Source organism: Promicromonospora sukumoe 327MFSha3.1, assembly GCF_000385135.1.
Classification (GTDB): domain Bacteria; phylum Actinomycetota; class Actinomycetes; order Actinomycetales; family Cellulomonadaceae; genus Promicromonospora; species Promicromonospora sukumoe_B.
In genome coordinates, this window is sequence record NZ_ARQM01000017.1 from 146,351 (window position 1) to 163,179 (window position 16,829).

Sequence of the window (16,829 nt, forward strand, 5' to 3'; positions counted from 1 at the left end):
ATGCGGATCCGAGCGAGGAGATCTCTGTGACGGACACGAGTGCGGTCGCACGACCGACCACCGCGACACGGACGGGCTGGGGAGTGCTCGCCGTCGTCTGCGGCGCGCTCTTCCTGGAGGGCATCGACATCGCGATGCTCAACGTCGCGGTGCCCGCCATCGCCGCGGACATCGGCCTGGCGACCGCCGACGCGCACTGGGTGATCAGCGCCTACGTGCTGGCCTACGGCGGGTTCATGATCCTCGGCGGCCGCACGGCCGACCTCGTGGGCCGACGACGCACGTTCCTGGTCGCCCTCGCGGTGTTCGTCGTGTTCTCCGGCCTGGGCGGCCTGGCCGACGACGCCTGGGTGCTGGTCGTCGCCCGGTTCGTCACCGGGGCCACCGCGGGGTTCATGACACCGGCGGGCTTCAGCCTGCTGACCACCAGCTACCCCGAGGGCCCACTCCGCGACCGGGCGCTGGCGATCTACGGCGCGATCGGCGCGGGCGGGTTCACGCTCGGCGTCGTCGCGGGCGGTTTCCTCACCGACGCGGGCTGGCGCTGGGTGTTCTTCGCACCCGTGATCGTGGGCGCCGCGCTCTGGATCGCCGGGCGGCTGCTCATCCGGCCGGACGAGCCCGCCGACGTGCCCCGCGGCGGGTTCGACGTCGGCGGCGCGGTCACGCTGACGTCAACCATGGTCGCGCTCATCTACGGCGTGGTCGCCCTCGGCGAGGGCGGGCACGTGGTGGCGGGCCTCGCCGCGTTCGCCGCGGCGGCGGTGCTGGCCGGAGCGTTCGTGCTGGTCGAACGGCGGGCGAAGGACCCGCTGCTGCGGCCGGCCGTGCTGCGCGAGGGGCTGCTGCTCCGTGCGAGCCTGGCGGGGCTGCTGGTCATCGGAGCGTTCTTCGCGTTCCAGTTCCTGATCACGCTCTACCTGCAGGAGTACCGGGGCTGGTCCCCGGTTGCGACGGGACTGGTCTTCGCCGTCATGGGCGCCGACATGATCATCGCGCCGCTGGTCACCCACCGCCTGGTCCAGCGGTTCGGGAACGTGCCCGTGCTGGTGGCCGGGATCGCCGCCGGCGCGGTCGCGTTCGTCCTGGCCCTGCGCCTCGACGGCGCCTGGGGCTACCTCGACCTGCTGCCCTCGCTGCTGCTCGTCGCGGTGATGTTCGCCCTCGTGTACGGGCCGCTGACCGGCGCGGCCACGGCGGGCCTGGCCGAGTCGGAGCACGGCGTGGCCGGCGGTGTGGTCTACACGGCGTTCCAGTTCGGCGCCGCGCTGGGCGTCACGGCAGCCACGATCGTGCTGGTGAACGGGCACGCCTCCTCGCCCGCCGGAGCAGCGGACTACCAGCGGGCGCTGCTGGTGCCCGCGACCGCCGCGGTGCTCGCCCTGGCACTCGGGATCGCCACCTGGGTGCGCGGTCGGCGTCCCTGACGCCCACCGCTGGTCGAGCTTGCCGGGACGTGGGTCTCGACAAGCTCGACCAGCGAGGAACGCTCGACCAGCGAACGGCTACCTAGCCGCAGTACTCGTTCAGCTCGAAGTCGTGCACCACCGTCTGCCCCTTGACGATGCGCGCCGACTTCGACTCCGGCGGGTACCCCGTCGCCGAGCTGAGCAGCGTCAGCCGGTTGTTGGACACCCCCATCCAGCGGGCGTAGCCGCCGTCCGGCCCGGTCACGAGCGTGACGTCGTACTCGGAGCCGTCGATGACCACGAACGCGCCCTCGAGCGGCACCGTCTCGTCGTCACAGGTGGCGCCCGTGACCGTGCCGGCGATCTTGCCCCAGCTCGCGGGCGGGGTCACCGAGAGCGACACCTCGACGCGGGGCTCGGCGTACGGCGTACCGCCGTCGGCCACGACCTCCGAGGTGTAGGTGCCCGGCTGGTCCACCCGGCTGCTGTCGAGGTCGACCAGCACCTTCGCCGACTTGCCCGGGGCCAGCGTGAAGGCCGGGGGCTGCACGTCGAGCCACGGCACGTCGACCGTGGTCTCGCCGGTCACGTTGAGCACCGTGTGCATGTCGGGGAAGCCGAGGTCCGCCACGGTGGCGGGCTCGGGATTGCCGCAGTCGTCGGAGGCGAGGTACGACGGCGCCGTCTCCGGCTCCGCGTTGGAGCCGATGAAGAACTCGTCGGCGCTGACCACCTCGACCACGAGCGTGCCGGACGCGGTGCCGGTGACCTGCACGTCCACCAGCGTGAGCTCCTGGGCCTCCAGCGTGACGTCGGACGAGCCCACGAGCGTCATGTTCTCGTAGACGAAGTCCCCGTCGAGCTCGTACAGGTTGACCGTGACGTCGCTGTCCGCCGCCGCGAGCTCCACGCCGAACGACACGTTGGTCACGGCGAGCTCGCCCTGGATGTCGAAGTCCTCCAGGGTGAACGTCCGCAGCCACTGCGTCTGGCTGCCCACGCACCCCACCGAGTTGCCCATGGTGATGTCCTGCGACGAGGAGTGGGTGATCGTGGTCCCGTCCGCGAGGAGCGCCGGCGGGGCCGACGGCGTCGCCGTCCTCCCGGGGTGCTTCCCGTTCCGGGCCAGGCCGTCGTCCTTCGCGGCCGCCACGCCCTTGGCGCCCGGCGACGACGCCGTGGTCACCTCGGTCGTCTCACCGGTCGCCCCCTTGATGACACCGGTGCCCGCCGTCGACCCGAGGATCTCGAAGTCGGACGACGCCGGCGCCACCTCGACGTCCGCGGGCGCGGTGCCCTCGTTCGTCACGGTGAACGAGCCGGACCGGGTGCCGCCCAGGCGCACCTCGCGGGAGATCTGCTCCGGCGAGACGGTCAGGAGCGGGGCCGCGAGCTCGACGTCCTGCCGGGTGATCGCGTCGGCGACGACGGTCACCGTCGCCTCGGTGGACTCGTAGTCCTTGGCGGCGTAGCCGACCTGCTGCTCGCCGACCTGAGGCGAGAACAGCGAGTAGTACCCGGCGCCGACCGTCGGGTTCTCCGGGTCGGCGGTCTTCGTGCTCTGCTCCCCCGCCGTCACCGTGGCGCCGTTCACGCCGTCGCCGGTGTTGAGGTCGTGCACGAACCCGGAGACCAGGCCGCCCTCGATCGGGGTGCAGGCCCCGATCGCGACGTTGTCGACCTGCCACCACAGGGCGTACACGGCGTCCCCGTAGTGGAACCGGACCCGCACGTCGGACCGGTCGGCGGCGGCCGTGATCGGCACGACCGTGTGCCCGAGCGCGTCGGACGTCTGGTGCAGCACGGTCTCCCAGGTCTCCCCACCGTCGAGGCTGAGGTCCACGTCGGCGAAGTCGCCGATCGCGCCGTACGACTGGTCGAACGTCAGGAGCGGCGCCTCGATGCCCGACAGGTCGTACGCGGGCGAGGTGAGCGTGGTGTCCTGCGCGCCGTCCTCGCCGTAGGCGTCGCTGTTCACCTCGGCGAACAGGCCCTCGCCGCCGGTCATGTTGCTCGCGCCGAACCGGTCGTCGAACGTCCAGACCTGCTCGGTGCCGGCGAGGTCCTCGACGGTCCAGCCCTCGGGCACGTCGCCCGACTCGAACTCCTCCGTGGCGCCCGCCCCGACGAGGTCGTAGCCGGGGGCCGTGCACTCGGAGAGCACGGGGATCGCGGCGTCGGCGGACACCGGGTCCGTGCCGACCTCGACCGCCTGGGTGAACGCGGCATAGCCGGTCGCGGACGGCTGCACCACGAGCGTGTGCGTGGCCGACTGCGGCAGCTCCAGCGAGTACTCGCCGGTGAACGGGTCGGTCCAGGTGGCGACGCCGCTCGGCGCGCCCTGCACCGTGATCTCGGCGTCGAGCGGCCAGTCGTGGCCGGAACCGTCGGTGACGGTGCCGCTCACGGTCGTGGTCGGCGCGGCCTCCAGGGTGACGTCCACCGTGACCGTCTCGCCCTCGACGACCTCGGCCTGCGCCGTGGCGTCCAGGTACCCGAACGCGGAGACGGCCAGCTCGTGCGTGCCCTCCTCCAGGCCCAGGCGGAACGCGCCCTCGGCGTCCGTGGTGTCGGAGCGGTCGCCCGTGGTCACGCGCGCCCCGCCGACGGGCTCGCCGTCGGCGTCGGTCACGGTGCCCGCGACGAAGCCGAAGCCGTCGGTCGGCGCGGCGGCGACGAGCGCCGCGACGTCGAGCTTGCCCTCACCCCACACGTTGTTGTCGGCGGGGGTGCCGCCGCAGGAGTCGTCGGCCACGTCGACCGAGGTCTGGTCCAGCAGGGCCTGGGTGCCCTCGATGTCACCGACCAGGACCGGGGCCGCGCTCCACAGCAGCGCGACGGCGCCCGCGAGGTGCGGGGAGGCCATGGACGTGCCGCTGAACTCGGCGTAGTCGCCGCCCGGGACGGACGAGCGCACGTTGTCACCGGGGGCGGACAGGTTCGGCTTGGTCTCGCCGTCGGCGCCCGGGCCGCGCGACGAGAACTCGGCGATCTCGCCGGACTCCCCGAACGCGCCGGCCGCGTAGGTGGCCACGTTGGCCCCGGGGGACGACGTCGACTGGCAGCCGGCCTCGCCCGCGTTGCCCGCGGCCCACGCGCCGAAGATGCCCGCCGCCTCCCAGGCGTCGATCTCCTCGGACATGAAGTCGTCGATGGCGCCCGGCTCCTGCTGGCCCCACGAGTTGTTCACGACGTGCGGGCGCTGGGACGGGTCGGGGTCCGAGCCGTCTGCGCGCGTCGGCGCCAGGATCCACTGGCCCGAGGCCAGCAGGTCGGCGTCGGAGCAGGAGGCGCAGCCGTTGGCCGCGATCCAGTCGGCGCCCGGTGCGACGCCGACCTGGTTGCCCTCGCCGTCGTCGCCCACCATGGTGCCCATGACGTGCGTGCCGTGGGCGTCGCCGTCGCACGGCGCGCCGTCGCAGAAGCCGCCGGCGTCGAACCAGTTGTAGTCGTTGCTCAGGCCGTCCGCGCCCAGGTAGCCGCGGTAGTGCTCCAGCAGCGCGGGGTGCTCGACGTCGACGCCGGAGTCGATGTTCGCCACGGTGATGCCCTCACCGGTGAACCCGAGGTCCCACACGTCGGGGGCGCCGATCGCGTCCAGGCCCCACTCGGTCGCGAGCGGCGCCCGCTTGGTCGCGGCCTTGCGCTCCACGGGCTCGACGGGCTGGGCCGCGAACCGCTCGTGCACCTGCCGGACCTCGCGGTCGGCGGCGACCTGCTCGGCGAGCTCCTGCGTGCCGTCCTCGACGAGGATCGCGTTGCTGATCCAGTAGGACTCGTAGTCCACGCCGGCGGCCTTCAGGTCGGCGACGACGCCGGACTGCGCCGCCTTGGCCGTGCGGGTCAGCTCGTCGTAGACGTACTGGCCGCGCTCGTCCCAGTCGGTCATCGCCTTGGCCGGCGCGAGGTCCGGCCGGTCGGCGAACCGGATCCAGAAGTCGGCCGACTCCTTGGTCTCCAGCCGGGTCTGCACGGCGGGCGTGATCTTGTCGGCGGCGCGGTCGGGGACGTCGGCAGTCACGACGGGCGCCGCCCCCACCGGGGCCGGGGTGCTCGCGAGCGCCGGGGTCACGCTCACCGTGGTGGCCAGCAGTGCGCCGACCGCTGCGAGAGCGATCGGCGCGCGTCGTCTGGTTGGCATGCGACTGTGCATCTTGCCTCCGGGGTGCAAGCGCCCTGAGCGGGGCGCAACCACTGGTCCACGTACGTGGGCCACGTGACACTCTGGAGAGAGCGGGCGAAAAGGGCAACGAAAGTATGCTGCTCACCCGCTGTCCGCCGCCTGGGAACCAGCACCCAGGCGGCGGACAGCTTTCAGCGGGCGGGGCTCAGCTGTTCCGGGCCGCGTCCAGGATGACCTTGGTGACGGCGCCGGGCTGGCTGATCATCGCGACGTGGGAGCTCTTGAGCTCGACCGTCGTGGAGCCGGCGCGCTTCGCCATGGCCCGTTCGGCCTGGGGCGGGATGATCCGGTCGTTCTTGGCCACGATGTACCAGCTCGGGATGTCCTCCCAGGCGGGCGGGCCGGACGGCGTCACCAGCGAGCTGAGCGTCGCCGGGCGCTGGCTGGTGGCCATGACGCGGGCCGTGTCGCGCGGGAGGTCCTGGGCGAACAGTCGCGGGTACCACTCGGGGTCGATGTACGCGTCGGCGTCGTTCTCCGGGGCCCCGGGGTAGGGGCGCAGCACGAGGTGGTCGATCACGACCGGCGGCGGGCCGCCGCCCAGCGCGTTGGCGTCGGCCACGGTCTCGCCCTCCGCGAGCGCGAAGCCCGCCACGTAGACCAGCGCCTCGACGTCGTCGTCGCCGGTCGCGGCGTTGGTGATGACCGCGCCGCCGTAGGAGTGGCCCACCAGCACGATCGGTCCCTCGATCGTGTCGAGGAACAGGCGCAGGTACTCGCTGTCCGACGTCGGGCCGCGCAGCGGGTTGGAGAACGCGATGACCGGGTAGCCGCGGTCCATGAGGCGCTCGGAGACGCCGGACCAGCCGCTGGAGTCGGCGAACGCGCCGTGCACGAGCACGATGGTGGGCTTGGTGTGATCACCCGGGGACCCGTGGGAACCGTGCGAGCGGGCCGGCATGGTGGAGCCGGTCACGGACGAGAGAGCGAGCAGTGCCGTGGCGAGCGCGGCGACCAAGGCGGTAGGGCGGGTGAAGCGTCTCCTGGCCATCGGTATGTCTCCTGTCGTGGTACGGACACAAAAGATCATCCGCAGCGGACCGGGTGAATGGACCACGTGAACCACGTAGTCCCTCCCGTACCGACCTACCGTGGGCGGATGGAGACCGCCGCCACCCCTCTGGGGCGCGACGAGGAGCTGCGTCGGCTGGCCGCGCTGCTCCGCGGTGCACGCACCGGCCGCGGCGGGTCGCTGCTGGTGCTGGGCGAGCCGGGGATCGGCAAGACCTGCCTGCTGACCGAGGCGACCCGCGTGCCGGGCCTGGCCACGATCCGCCTGGACGGGTACGAGTCGGAGTCGACCATCCCGTTCGCGGCGGTGCAGCGCCTGGTCACGACGCTCCGCGAGCACTGTGCCGAGCTGCCGGAGCGGCAGCGGCAGGCGGTGCGCGTCGCGTCGGGCCAGACCGAGGGGCCGCCGCCCGACCGGTTCCTGGTGGGCCTGGGCGTGCTGGGCCTGCTCTCGGCGGCCGCGGACCGCACCCCCGTGGTGTGCGTGGTCGACGACGCGCACCTGATCGACGCCGAGAGCCTGGACGCCCTCGCGTTCGTGGCGCGGCGGCTCGCGGTGGAGCACGTCGCCGTGGTCTTCGCGGCGCGGGACGACGGCGGCTTCGCGGAGCGGATGGGCGGCGTGCCGCACCTCGCCCTCACGGGCCTGGACCTGGAGGCCGCGGTGCAGCTGCTGAACCGGTCGGCGGCGCAGCCCGTGGCGCCGTCGGCGGCCGCGGCCATCGCCCGGGCCACGGGCGGCAACCCGCTGGCGCTGATCGACCTGGCGGGCGACGCCCTGGTGCACGAGCTGCCCGACCTGGGGCTCGGCGGCGCGCCCGTGCCCGTCGGCCGGCACCTCGAGGAGCACTACGTGCGGCAGGTGCGGCGCGCCGACCACCACGTGCAGGCCTGGGTGCTGCTCGCGGCCGCGGACTCCACGGGGAACATCGACCTGCTGGCCGCCGCGGCGGCCGACGTCGGGCTGGACCCCGGCGGCGGCGACCGGGCCGAGCTCGCCGGCCTGGTGGAGCTGCAGCCCGTGGTGCGGTTCCGGCACCCGCTCGTGCGCTCGGCCGTCTACAACGCCGCGCCCGGCCCCGAGCTGCGCCGCATGCACGCGGCGCTCGCGCGGGCGGCGGAGGGCCTCGGCCTGGTCGAGACGGCGGCCTGGCACGCGGCCCGCGCCGTGCTGGGCACCGACCCGGCGGTCGCCGACCGCCTGGCGCACACCGCGGACCTGGCCGCGCGGCGCGGCGGGCTCGCCTCGCGCGCGACGATCCTGACCCGCGCCGCCGAGCTCACGCCGCCCGGGCCGGTCCGCGGCGCGCGGCAGGTCGGCGCGGCCGAGGCGGCACTGTCCGTCGGGGCCGTCCACCTGGCCCAGCGGCTCGTCGACGAGATCGACCTGACCGCGGTCGACGCCGTCACGAGCGGCCGCGTGACATCGGTGCGCAGCGCCCTGGCCCTGTTCACGGCCGACCCCGACGGCGTCCGCGGGGTCACGGCCGCGCGCCTCGGCGCGGCAGACGCGTTCCACGGCCGGGACCCCGAGCGGGAGCAGGTGGCGCTGCTGCGCGCGTTCGAGTCGTGCTGCACGGCCGAGCGGCTCATGCTCGGGGTCACGCGCGAGGAGCTGGGCCGGCGGCTCGCCGCGGGCGCGGACCTCGCGGAGGGGCCGACGTCCGCCGTCCTGCGCGGGCTGGGCGCCCTGGTGCTCGAACCGTATCCCCAGGCCGTGGGCCCGGCGCGGGCCGCGCTCGACGCGCTCCTCGCGCTGCCCGACACCGAGCTGATGCACCTGGGCACCACCATCGCCTCGCTCGGCACGTTCCTGTGGGACGACGCCGGCCGCACCGCCGCCCTGGTCCGCGCCGCCCAGGCGGCGCGCGACTCCGGGGCGCTGCAGGTGCTCGACACCCTGCTGTGGGTCATGGCCATGACCGAGCTCTGGGGCGGGTCGCTGCGCCGGGCCACCAGCTACGACGAGCTGGTGCGGGAGGTGCGCCGCGCCATGGGGTACGACGCCGAGAACGTGCCCAACGTCGCCGTCCTGGCCTGGACCGGGGCGCCGCGGCCCGCCGTCCAGGCGATCGCCGACGGCGCCGCCGCGACCGGGTTCGGCGGGGTCGAGGGGTCCGCCGTGGCGGCTCTCGCGGTGCGCGACCTCGCCGAGGGCAGCTACCAGGACGCCTACGAGCGGCTGCTGCCGCTCATCGAGGACCCGTTCCTGCACGTCACACCGCACCAGTACCCCGACTACGTCGAGGCGGCCGCGCGCAGCGGGCACCCGGCCGAGGCGGCGCGGGCCGCCCGGCTGCTGTCCGCCCTCGCGGACGCGAACGGCTCGGCGTGGTGCCGCGGGGTCGCGGAGCGGGCGCTGGCGCTGTCCCTGGCCGACCCCGACGATCCCGAGCCGCACTACCGCGCCTCGATCGAGGCCCTGGGCGGCACGGGCGCGGAGATGGACCGGGCCCGGTCCCACCTGGTCTACGGGGAGTGGCTGCGCCGGGCCCGACGGCGGCGTGACGCGGCCGAGCAGCTCCGCCTGGCCCTGCAGCAGCTGCACCACAGCGGCGCCGAGCTGTTCGTGGCGCGCACCGTCGCGGAGCTGGCGACGCTCGGCACCCCGGGCGACACCGACGCCCCGCCCCGGCGGTTCGGGCTGACGGCGCAGGAGCACACCATCGCGCGCCTGGCCGCGCGCGGGCGCACCAACCCCGAGATCGCGGCGAACCTGTTCATCAGCCCCAGCACCGTGGACTACCACCTGCGCAAGGTCTTCCAGAAGCTCGGCGTGACCTCGCGGCGGCAGCTCGCGGACCGGCTGGCCCTGCACGCCGGCGCGGCGCCATAGCACCTCCCGGACCCGCGACGGACTACGTGGTTCACGTGGTCCGCGCGAGCCGGGCTGGACGGCAAGGTCGAGGACGTCGCCCCTGACCGACGCCCCGAGGAGCAGCCAGATGAACGCAGCACAGCCCGACACCGTCGTCCTCGTCCACGGTTTGTGGATGACCCCGCGCAGCTGGGAGGCCTGGGTGGACCACTTCCGGGCCGAGGGCCTGAACGTGGTGACGCCCGGCTACCCCGGCTTCGACATCGAGGTCGAGGCACTGCGGGAGAACCCCGAGATCATCGCGAAGCTCACCGTGCCCGAGACCGTCGACCACCTCGCCGGCGTGATCGAGGCCCTGCCGAAGCCGCCGATCATCATGGGCCACTCGTTCGGGGGCACGCTCACGCAGCTCCTGCTGGCCCGCGGGCTCGGCGCCGCGGGCGTCGTGATCGACTCCGCGCCCACCGAGGGTGTGCGGGTCAGCCCGCTGTCGCAGGTCAGGTCGCTGTTCCCGGCGCTGAAGAACCCCGCCAACCGGCACCGCGCCGTGGGCTTCACGCCCGAGGAGTTCCACTACGCGTTCACCAACACGCTCTCCGAGGAGGAGTCCCGCCAGGTCTGGGAGCGGTACGCCATCCCGGCGCCCGGGCACTGGGTCTGGGAGTACGGCCTGTTCGCGAACCTCAAGCCCGGGCCCCAGGAGACCTGGGTGGACTACGCGGCCGACCGCGCCCCGCTGCTCTTCATCGGCGGCAGCGAGGACCACATCATGCCGCCATCGGTGAACCGGTCCAACGCCAGGCACTACGACAAGTCTCCCGCGGTCACGGAGTACTACGAGTTCGAGGGCCGCGACCACTGGACCTGCGGCGCGACCGGCTGGGAGGCCGTGGCCGACCACGCCCTGGCCTGGGCGCGGGAGCACGCGGCGACGTCGGACCCGGTGGGCTGAGCCGGCGCGGGGCGCCTGCGGCGCCGCCCCTTTCGAGGCCTAAGTTTCTTCGCTTTGAATGACTCCAAAGCGAAGAAACTTAGGCCTCGAAGGGGAGCCGCTAACGCGGCTCCGGACCCGGCCGTCAGGACGACGACGCCGGCTCCGGTGCCTCCGTCCGTGCGCGTTCGACGCCGTTGATCGCCGGCGTCACGCGCCGTCCGACGGCGAACGCCGTCGCCGCGATGCCGGCGCAGCCCGCCACCACGACGCCGATGAACGCCCCCGACCACCCGTGCTCCAGCAGCAGCCCCGCGACCACGGGCCCCGCGATGGTCCCGGCCTGGAACGAGCCCGAGCCGATCGCGTTGTAGCGGCCGCGCAGGTGGGCGGGCGCCATGTCGTTGGTCAGGGCGGGCAGCACGGACTGCATCAGGGTCTCCCCCAGGCCGAACACGCCGTGGAACGCCAGCACGATCGCCACGGCCGCGAGCCCGCCCGGCATCAGGCCGGTGACGCCGAGCAGCAGCCAGGCCGCCGCCCAGACCACGGCCATGAGCGCCAGCACGCGCGTGCGGCGTCGTCCGCTCACGCGGTTCATCACCCAGAACTGGAGCACCACGATCACCACGGTGTTCACCACGAACGCGAACCCGACCACGCGCGTGGAGACCTCGGCGACCTGCCGGGCGAAGGCCGGGAAGCCGCCCTCCATCTGCCCGTAGCCCACGAACGCCGCGAGCAGGCCGAGCGCCGAGAGCCACAGCACCTCTGGCCGGCGCAGGATCGCGAGGTAGCTCTCGCCGCCGACCTCGGCGTCGTGCGGGCGGTCCACGCGGCCGTGCAGGTGCCGCAGCGGGCCCAGCAGCACCACGATCGGCAGCAGGAACGTCGCGGCGTTGACCAGGAACGCCATCACGAAGGTGCCGGGCCGCTCGACGTCGACCACGAGGCCGCCCACCACGCCGCCCACGCCGACGCCGAGGTTGAGCAGCGCGAAGTTCACGCCGTAGTACCGCTGCCGCAGGTCGCCGTCGACGACCGTGGCCACCAGCGCGTTCACCGACGGCCAGCCGACGCCGAGCTGAACCCCGAACAGGGCGAGCCCGGCGGCCGCGACCAGCGGCGTCGTGGCGAAGGCCAGCACCGAGTAGCCCGCCACGGCGAAGAACAGGCCGGTCAGCATGACGCGGCGGGCGCCGTACCGGTCGACCAGCGCGCCGGCCGGGCCGGTCACGAGCACGCCGACCACGGCGATCAGGCCCATGAGCGTGCCGGACAGGGCGAGCGAGAACCCGCGCACCTCGTGCAGGTAGATGATCGTGAAGGGGAGCGTCAGGCCGCGGCCGAAGAACTGCACCACCACGGTGGACAGCAGCCAGCGGCCGTCCCGCGGCAGGTCCGCCCAGAATCCGAGGGCGCCGGTGCGTGGAGAAGAGGTCACCGGCCGATCCTCGCCCCGGGCCCGGCGGCGCGGAAAGCGGATTTCGGACATTGCCGTGCCCGCGTCGCGCAGGTCACACGGGAACGGCCCCCGCGCGCACCCACCCGCGCGTCGCGGCGTGCCAGCCGAGCTGCACGCGGGTCTCGACGCCGGCCAGGTCCATCAGCGCGCGCACCCGGCGCTGCACGGTGCGCAGCGACGTGCCGAGCTGCTTGGCCACGGCCTGGTCGGTGAGCCCGGCGAGCAGCAGGCCGAGCACGCGGGCGTCGTCGTCGTCCACGTGCTCCACCACGTCGCCGGCCAGGCCGGACGTGCCCACGAGCAGCGGTGTCGAGCGGTCCCAGACGTTCTCGAAGAGCGCGAGCAGGGCGTCGAGCAGCGTGCTCTCGCGGACCAGCAGCGCGCCCACGACGTCGCCCGACGACGTGAGCGGCAGCAGCGCGAGCCGGCGGTCGATGAGGATGAGCTTGAGCGGCACGCGCTCGGCGAACCGCACGTCCTCCCCCGCCTCCGTGGCCTCGACCGCCTCGTCGATCGTCACGTCCTGGCTCTCCAGCATGCTGCGCTCGACCACCACCCGGTACTGCACGCCCCGCTCGACGGCCTGGCCCTCGGCGGAGTTCTCCTGGCTGGACGTGACGATCACGGGCGGGCGGACGAACGCGTCGACGCACTCGCGCGCCCCGAGCTGGAGCTGCTCGAACCGGTGCCGCACGGCGTCCTCGCCCCGGATGACGTCGACGACGTCGGTGGGTCCCCGGCCCGCCGCCGCCACCCGGTAGACCTCCTCGAGCCGGCTGAGCTCGACCTCGGCGTGCCGCACCTCGTCCTGCCGCCGGGCGAGCAGCGCGCCGAGCGCGATCGCGGGCGGCGCGGCGGCGAACCGCCGTTCGTCCCCGGTGAGCCGCGCTGCCAGGCCGTGCTCCTCCAGGCGCCGCAGCAGCCGGTGGGCGTCGCCCAGGGAGGTCCCGAAGGTGGAGAGCGCCGCCGCGAGGTCCGCCACGGTCGCCGAGGGCATGGCGACGAGCTCGCTGTACGCGAGGGTCTCGTCAGGGGTCAGTCCGAGCACGTCGCCGAGCATGGCACTCCTCCGTCACGTCGATGGGTGCCCAACTCTGGCGGAGTCACGACATGCCGTAAAGCCGCCACGATGCGCCTCTTGTGACGTGTCGCGACCGGCTGCGAGTGTCCAGGCCCATGAGATCCCCAACCCGGCGCGGGCTCCCGGCCGCCACCAGGGCCGCCGCGGCAGTCGCCGCGACCGCCCTGGTCGCCGCGATGGCCACCACAGCGCACGCGACCCCCAGCAGCTCTGGTTCAGGTAGTAGCTCCGCCCCCGACACCCCCGCGCTGGCCGACGGCCGCACCACGGTCACCCTGGTCACCGGAGACGTCGTCGACGTCACCACCGGGGACGACGGCGCGCTGACCCTCGGCGTCGAGCCGGCCGGGGGCGGCGCCGTCCGCACCCAGCAGGTGGGCGACCACACCTACGTGATCCCGGACGTCGCGCTCCCGTACCTGGCGGCCGGCACGCTGGACCGGCGGCTCTTCGACGTGACCGCGCTGCTGCAGATGCAGTACGACGACGAGACCGTGGCCGCGACGCCGCTCATCCTGGAGCACGCCGGCGCCAGGGCGCGCTCCGCCGCGGCCGAGCTGCCGGGCGCGAAGCGGACGCTGGACCTGCCGAGCATCGACGCGTCCGCCGTGGACGCGACGAAGGCCGAGGCGTCGGCGTTCTGGTCGGCCGCGACCGCTCCTGCGCGCTCGGCGCGCTCGGGCGCCGGGGCCGGCACGTTCGCCGGGGGCGTCGAGAAGATGTGGCTCGACGGCAAGGCCGAGTCCACCCTGGACCACAGCACGGCGCAGATCGGCGCGCCCGAGGCGTGGGCGGCCGGCTTCGACGGCACGGGCGCCTCGGTGGCGGTGCTCGACACCGGCATCGACGCGACGCACCCCGACGTCGCGGACCAGATCGCGCAGGCGGAGTCGTTCGTGCCCGGCCAGGCGGTCGACGACGACCAGCACGGGCACGGCACGCACGTCGCGTCCACGGTGCTCGGCACGGGCGCCGCGAGCGAGGGCCTGTACAAGGGCGTCGCCCCGGGCGCCGACCTGCTGGTCGGCAAGGTGCTCGACAACGACGGCTACGGCCAGGACTCCTGGATCATCGCGGGCATGGAGTGGGGCGCCGCCAACGCGGACGTCGTCTCCATGAGCCTCGGCGACTCCAGCCTCAACGACGGCACCGATCCCATGGCGCAGGCGCTCAACGCGCTGAGCGAGGAGACGGGCGCCCTGTTCGTCGTCGCGGCCGGCAACAGCTACGCGGAGGGTTCGCTCGGCAGCCCGGGCACGGCGGACGCCGCCCTCACGGTCGGCGCGGTGGACGACGGCGACGTGCGCGCCGACTTCTCCAGCTACGGCCCGCGCGTGGGCGACCACGCGATCAAGCCCGACCTGACGGCGCCCGGCGTCGGCATCGTCGCGGCCCGCTCGCAGCAGTCCGGCGGTGAGGGCTGGTACGTGTCGATGAACGGCACCTCCATGGCCACCCCGCACGTCGCGGGAGCCGCCGCGATCGTCAAGGGCGCGCATCCGGAGCTGACGGGCGAGCAGCTCAAGGAGGCCCTGGTCTCGTCGGCGGCCGACATCGACGCCCCCGCTTACGAGGTGGGCACGGGCCGCCTGGACGTCCCGGCCGCGCTCGACGGCGTGGACGCGTCCGGCGGCGGGCTGCTCGGCTTCTACGGCTGGCCGCACGACGGCGACGAGCCCGCGAGCGCCGTCGTCACCCTCACCAACTCCACGGACGCCGACGTCACGCTCGCCCTGAGCACGGACGTCACGGGGCCGGACGGCGCGGACAGCGACCTGATGACCCTGTCCGCCTCCGAGGTGGTGGTCCCGGCCGGCGGCACGGCCGACGTCACGGTCACCGCCGACGCCGACGACGCGGCCCTGGCGGGCAAGTACTCCGGCGCAGTCGTCGGTACGGACGCCTCGGGCGAGGTGAGCGTGCGGACCGCCGTCGCGCTGGTCAAGGAGGAGGAGCGGTACGGCCTCGACATCACGGCGCTGGACCGGTCCGGCAAGCCGGCGAGCGGCTACGTGGACTTCTACCGCTACGGCGACCAGTTCACCAGCAGCCTGCCGATCGACCCGGCCACGGGCGAGGTGCCGACGCAGCGGCTGGAGCCCGGCGTGTACTCCGCGACCGCGTTCCTCGACGTCGCCGGTTCGAAGGGCCCCGGCTCGACCGGCGTCGCGCTGGTCGGTGACCCGCAGGTCGTCGTGTCCGACGCGGACCAGTCCCTGGTGCTCGACGCCCGGAACGCCGACGAGCTGACGCTGCGCACGCCACGCGCCAGCGAGGTGAGCTACCGGCGGTTCCAGTTCTTCAACGACTCCGGGATCGGCGGCCTGTACTCGACGTTCGGCGCCACGTACGCGGTGCCGGCCGACGTCGACTCGTTCTACGCCGCGCGGACGGGGCGGGTCGACAGCGCCGACTTCGACTTCGCCGTCCGCTGGCGGGCGACCGAGCCGGCGCTCGACGTGCGGGCCTGGGCTCCCCCGCCCGTCGCGTTCGACCCGGTCTACCAGGTCGGCTCGGCGCGCCTCGACGGCCGGGTCACGCTGCGGGCCGTCGCGGCCGGCACGGGTACGGCCGCCGACTACGAGGGCGTGCGCGCGGAGGGTCGCGCGGTGCTGGTGACCAGGGACGACGCCGTGTCCGCCGAGGAGCGGGAGGCCGCGGCCCAGGCGGCCGGGGCCGCGCTGCTGGTGGTCGTCGACGACCGGCCGGGCTCGCTGGTCGAGAACGTCACCCAGGGTGACGTGCCCGTCGTCTCGGTGCCGCAGGCGCAGGGCGCCAAGCTCCTCGCGGCAGCGCGCAAGGGCCTGCTCACCCTCACCGGCAAGGCCGTCGAGTTCCCGACCTACCTGTACGACGTGTCCAAGAGCTGGCCCGGCGAGATCCCCGCCGAGCTGGGGCTGGCGCCGTCGAGCAGGCAGCTCGCGACCGTGGAGAGCCGGTACGACGACACCCAGGAGCGGCTCGCCGTCGACGACCGCGCCGACTGCCGCGACTACCAGTGGCCGCCGTGCCTGAGCGTCCGGGCCCTGCAGCCCACGCAGGCGGAGCGCACCGACTACGTCTCCACGTACGACGACGTCGAGTGGTACGAGAACGTGGACCACGAGAGCACCTGGGAGCAGCGGGGCGTGCGCCAGGCGTACGAGCCGCGCAGCACCACGGTGCGTGACTGGTTCGCGCCGGTGACGGCGCCCCGCACGGGCGACGGCTACTGGAGTCCGTGGCACGGCGGCGACTGGTTCGCGGTCAACGTCGCGCCGTCGAGCGGCCCGGCCGGCATCACCGGCGGGTTCCCGTGGGGCGAGACCCCGGTGACCTCCCGCCTCTACCAGGGCGACACCCTGGTGCGGGAGAGCATCGGCCAGGCGGTCCAGGCCTCGGTCCCGGCGGTCGACGGGCCGCAGGAGTACCGGTTCGAGCTCGACACCGACGCCGCCGACGACGCCCACCGGTACTCGACGCGCACCCGCACGTCGTGGACCTTCGTGGCCGACCAGGCCGACGAGGCCGCACCCGGCGAGAACGGCACGCCGCTCCCGCTGGTGCAGCTCGACTACGACGTCGACACGGCGCTGGACGGCACCGTCCGGGCCGGCTCGACCGTGCCGTTCGCGGTGGTCCCGTACACCGTGCCGGGCGCGCCGCGGGCCGGTTCGGTGCAGGACGCGACGCTGGAGGTCAGCTACGACGGCGGCTCGTCGTGGTCTGCCGTGAAGCTGCGGCGCGACGACGACCGCTGGGAGGCGCGCCTGCGCATCCCGTCCCGCGGCGCCGACCTGGTCTCGCTCCGGGCGACCGCCCGGGACGACGCCGGCAACGCGGTGACCCAGGAGATCACGTCGGCGTTCGGCATCGCGGGCCGCTGACCCCTCGCGAGCCGGGCCGGTCGGGGCAAGGCATGAACAACGGCTGGGTAACGGAGAAGTAGCAG

General features: G+C 74.0%; 8 protein-coding genes. 4 read left to right on the plus strand and 4 right to left on the minus strand.

What is annotated here, in order from left to right:
- Positions 1 to 26 precede the first annotated feature (26 nt).
- Positions 27 to 1,427: an MFS transporter gene (locus H291_RS0126760; RefSeq protein ID WP_198012595.1), complete on the plus strand. Its 1,401-nt coding sequence runs from the start codon at positions 27 to 29 to the stop codon at positions 1,425 to 1,427.
- Positions 1,428 to 1,509: 82 nt separating this feature from the next.
- On the opposite strand, the gene H291_RS0126765 is transcribed toward H291_RS0126760, so the two are convergent.
- Both H291_RS0126765 and H291_RS0126770 read right to left on the minus strand, forming a co-directional pair.
- Entirely contained in the window at positions 1,510 to 5,550 is a 4,041-nt protein-coding gene (locus H291_RS0126765; protein ID WP_157237378.1) for a S8 family serine peptidase, read from the minus strand.
- A 187-nt stretch (positions 5,551 to 5,737) separates the two neighbouring features.
- Positions 5,738 to 6,583, minus strand: a complete 846-nt coding sequence (locus H291_RS0126770) for an alpha/beta fold hydrolase (protein ID WP_033328130.1) — start codon at positions 6,581 to 6,583, stop codon at positions 5,738 to 5,740.
- Positions 6,584 to 6,691: 108 nt separating this feature from the next.
- Here H291_RS0126770 and H291_RS0126775 point away from each other — a divergent pair, with 108 nt between their 5' ends.
- Positions 6,692 to 9,439: a helix-turn-helix transcriptional regulator gene (locus tag H291_RS0126775; RefSeq protein ID WP_020018110.1), complete on the plus strand. Its 2,748-nt coding sequence runs from the start codon at positions 6,692 to 6,694 to the stop codon at positions 9,437 to 9,439.
- A gap of 109 nt (positions 9,440 to 9,548) precedes the next feature.
- On the plus strand, positions 9,549 to 10,373 hold the full coding sequence (locus H291_RS0126780; protein ID WP_020018111.1) for an alpha/beta hydrolase: 825 nt from the start codon (positions 9,549 to 9,551) through the stop codon (positions 10,371 to 10,373).
- 124 nt (positions 10,374 to 10,497) lie between these two features.
- Here the strand turns inward: H291_RS0126780 and H291_RS0126785 are convergent, their stop codons facing one another.
- Both H291_RS0126785 and H291_RS0126790 read right to left on the minus strand, forming a co-directional pair.
- The gene (locus H291_RS0126785) at positions 10,498 to 11,796 is read right to left on the minus strand and encodes an MFS transporter (protein ID WP_020018112.1); all 1,299 of its coding nucleotides are present in this window, start codon (positions 11,794 to 11,796) and stop codon (positions 10,498 to 10,500) included.
- 73 nt (positions 11,797 to 11,869) lie between these two features.
- A complete protein-coding gene (locus H291_RS0126790) occupies positions 11,870 to 12,877 on the minus strand; it encodes a helix-turn-helix domain-containing protein (RefSeq protein WP_020018113.1) in 1,008 nt (335 codons plus the stop codon).
- Between the two features lie 116 nt (positions 12,878 to 12,993).
- Here H291_RS0126790 and H291_RS0126795 point away from each other — a divergent pair, with 116 nt between their 5' ends.
- On the plus strand, positions 12,994 to 16,764 hold the full coding sequence (locus H291_RS0126795) for a S8 family serine peptidase (RefSeq protein WP_026366174.1): 3,771 nt from the start codon (positions 12,994 to 12,996) through the stop codon (positions 16,762 to 16,764).
- The last annotated feature ends 65 nt before the right edge of the window (positions 16,765 to 16,829 follow it).

Coding starts and splice junctions, on each gene's coding strand:
- H291_RS0126765 (WP_157237378.1), bottom strand. CDS start 5,550: ATGCCAACCAGACGACGCGCGCCGATCGCTCTCGCAGCGGTCGGCGCA.
- H291_RS0126770 (WP_033328130.1), bottom strand. CDS start 6,583: ATGGCCAGGAGACGCTTCACCCGCCCTACCGCCTTGGTCGCCGCGCTC.
- H291_RS0126775 (WP_020018110.1), top strand. CDS start 6,692: ATGGAGACCGCCGCCACCCCTCTGGGGCGCGACGAGGAGCTGCGTCGG.
- H291_RS0126780 (WP_020018111.1), top strand. CDS start 9,549: ATGAACGCAGCACAGCCCGACACCGTCGTCCTCGTCCACGGTTTGTGG.
- H291_RS0126790 (WP_020018113.1), bottom strand. CDS start 12,877: ATGCTCGGCGACGTGCTCGGACTGACCCCTGACGAGACCCTCGCGTAC.
- H291_RS0126795 (WP_026366174.1), top strand. CDS start 12,994: ATGAGATCCCCAACCCGGCGCGGGCTCCCGGCCGCCACCAGGGCCGCC.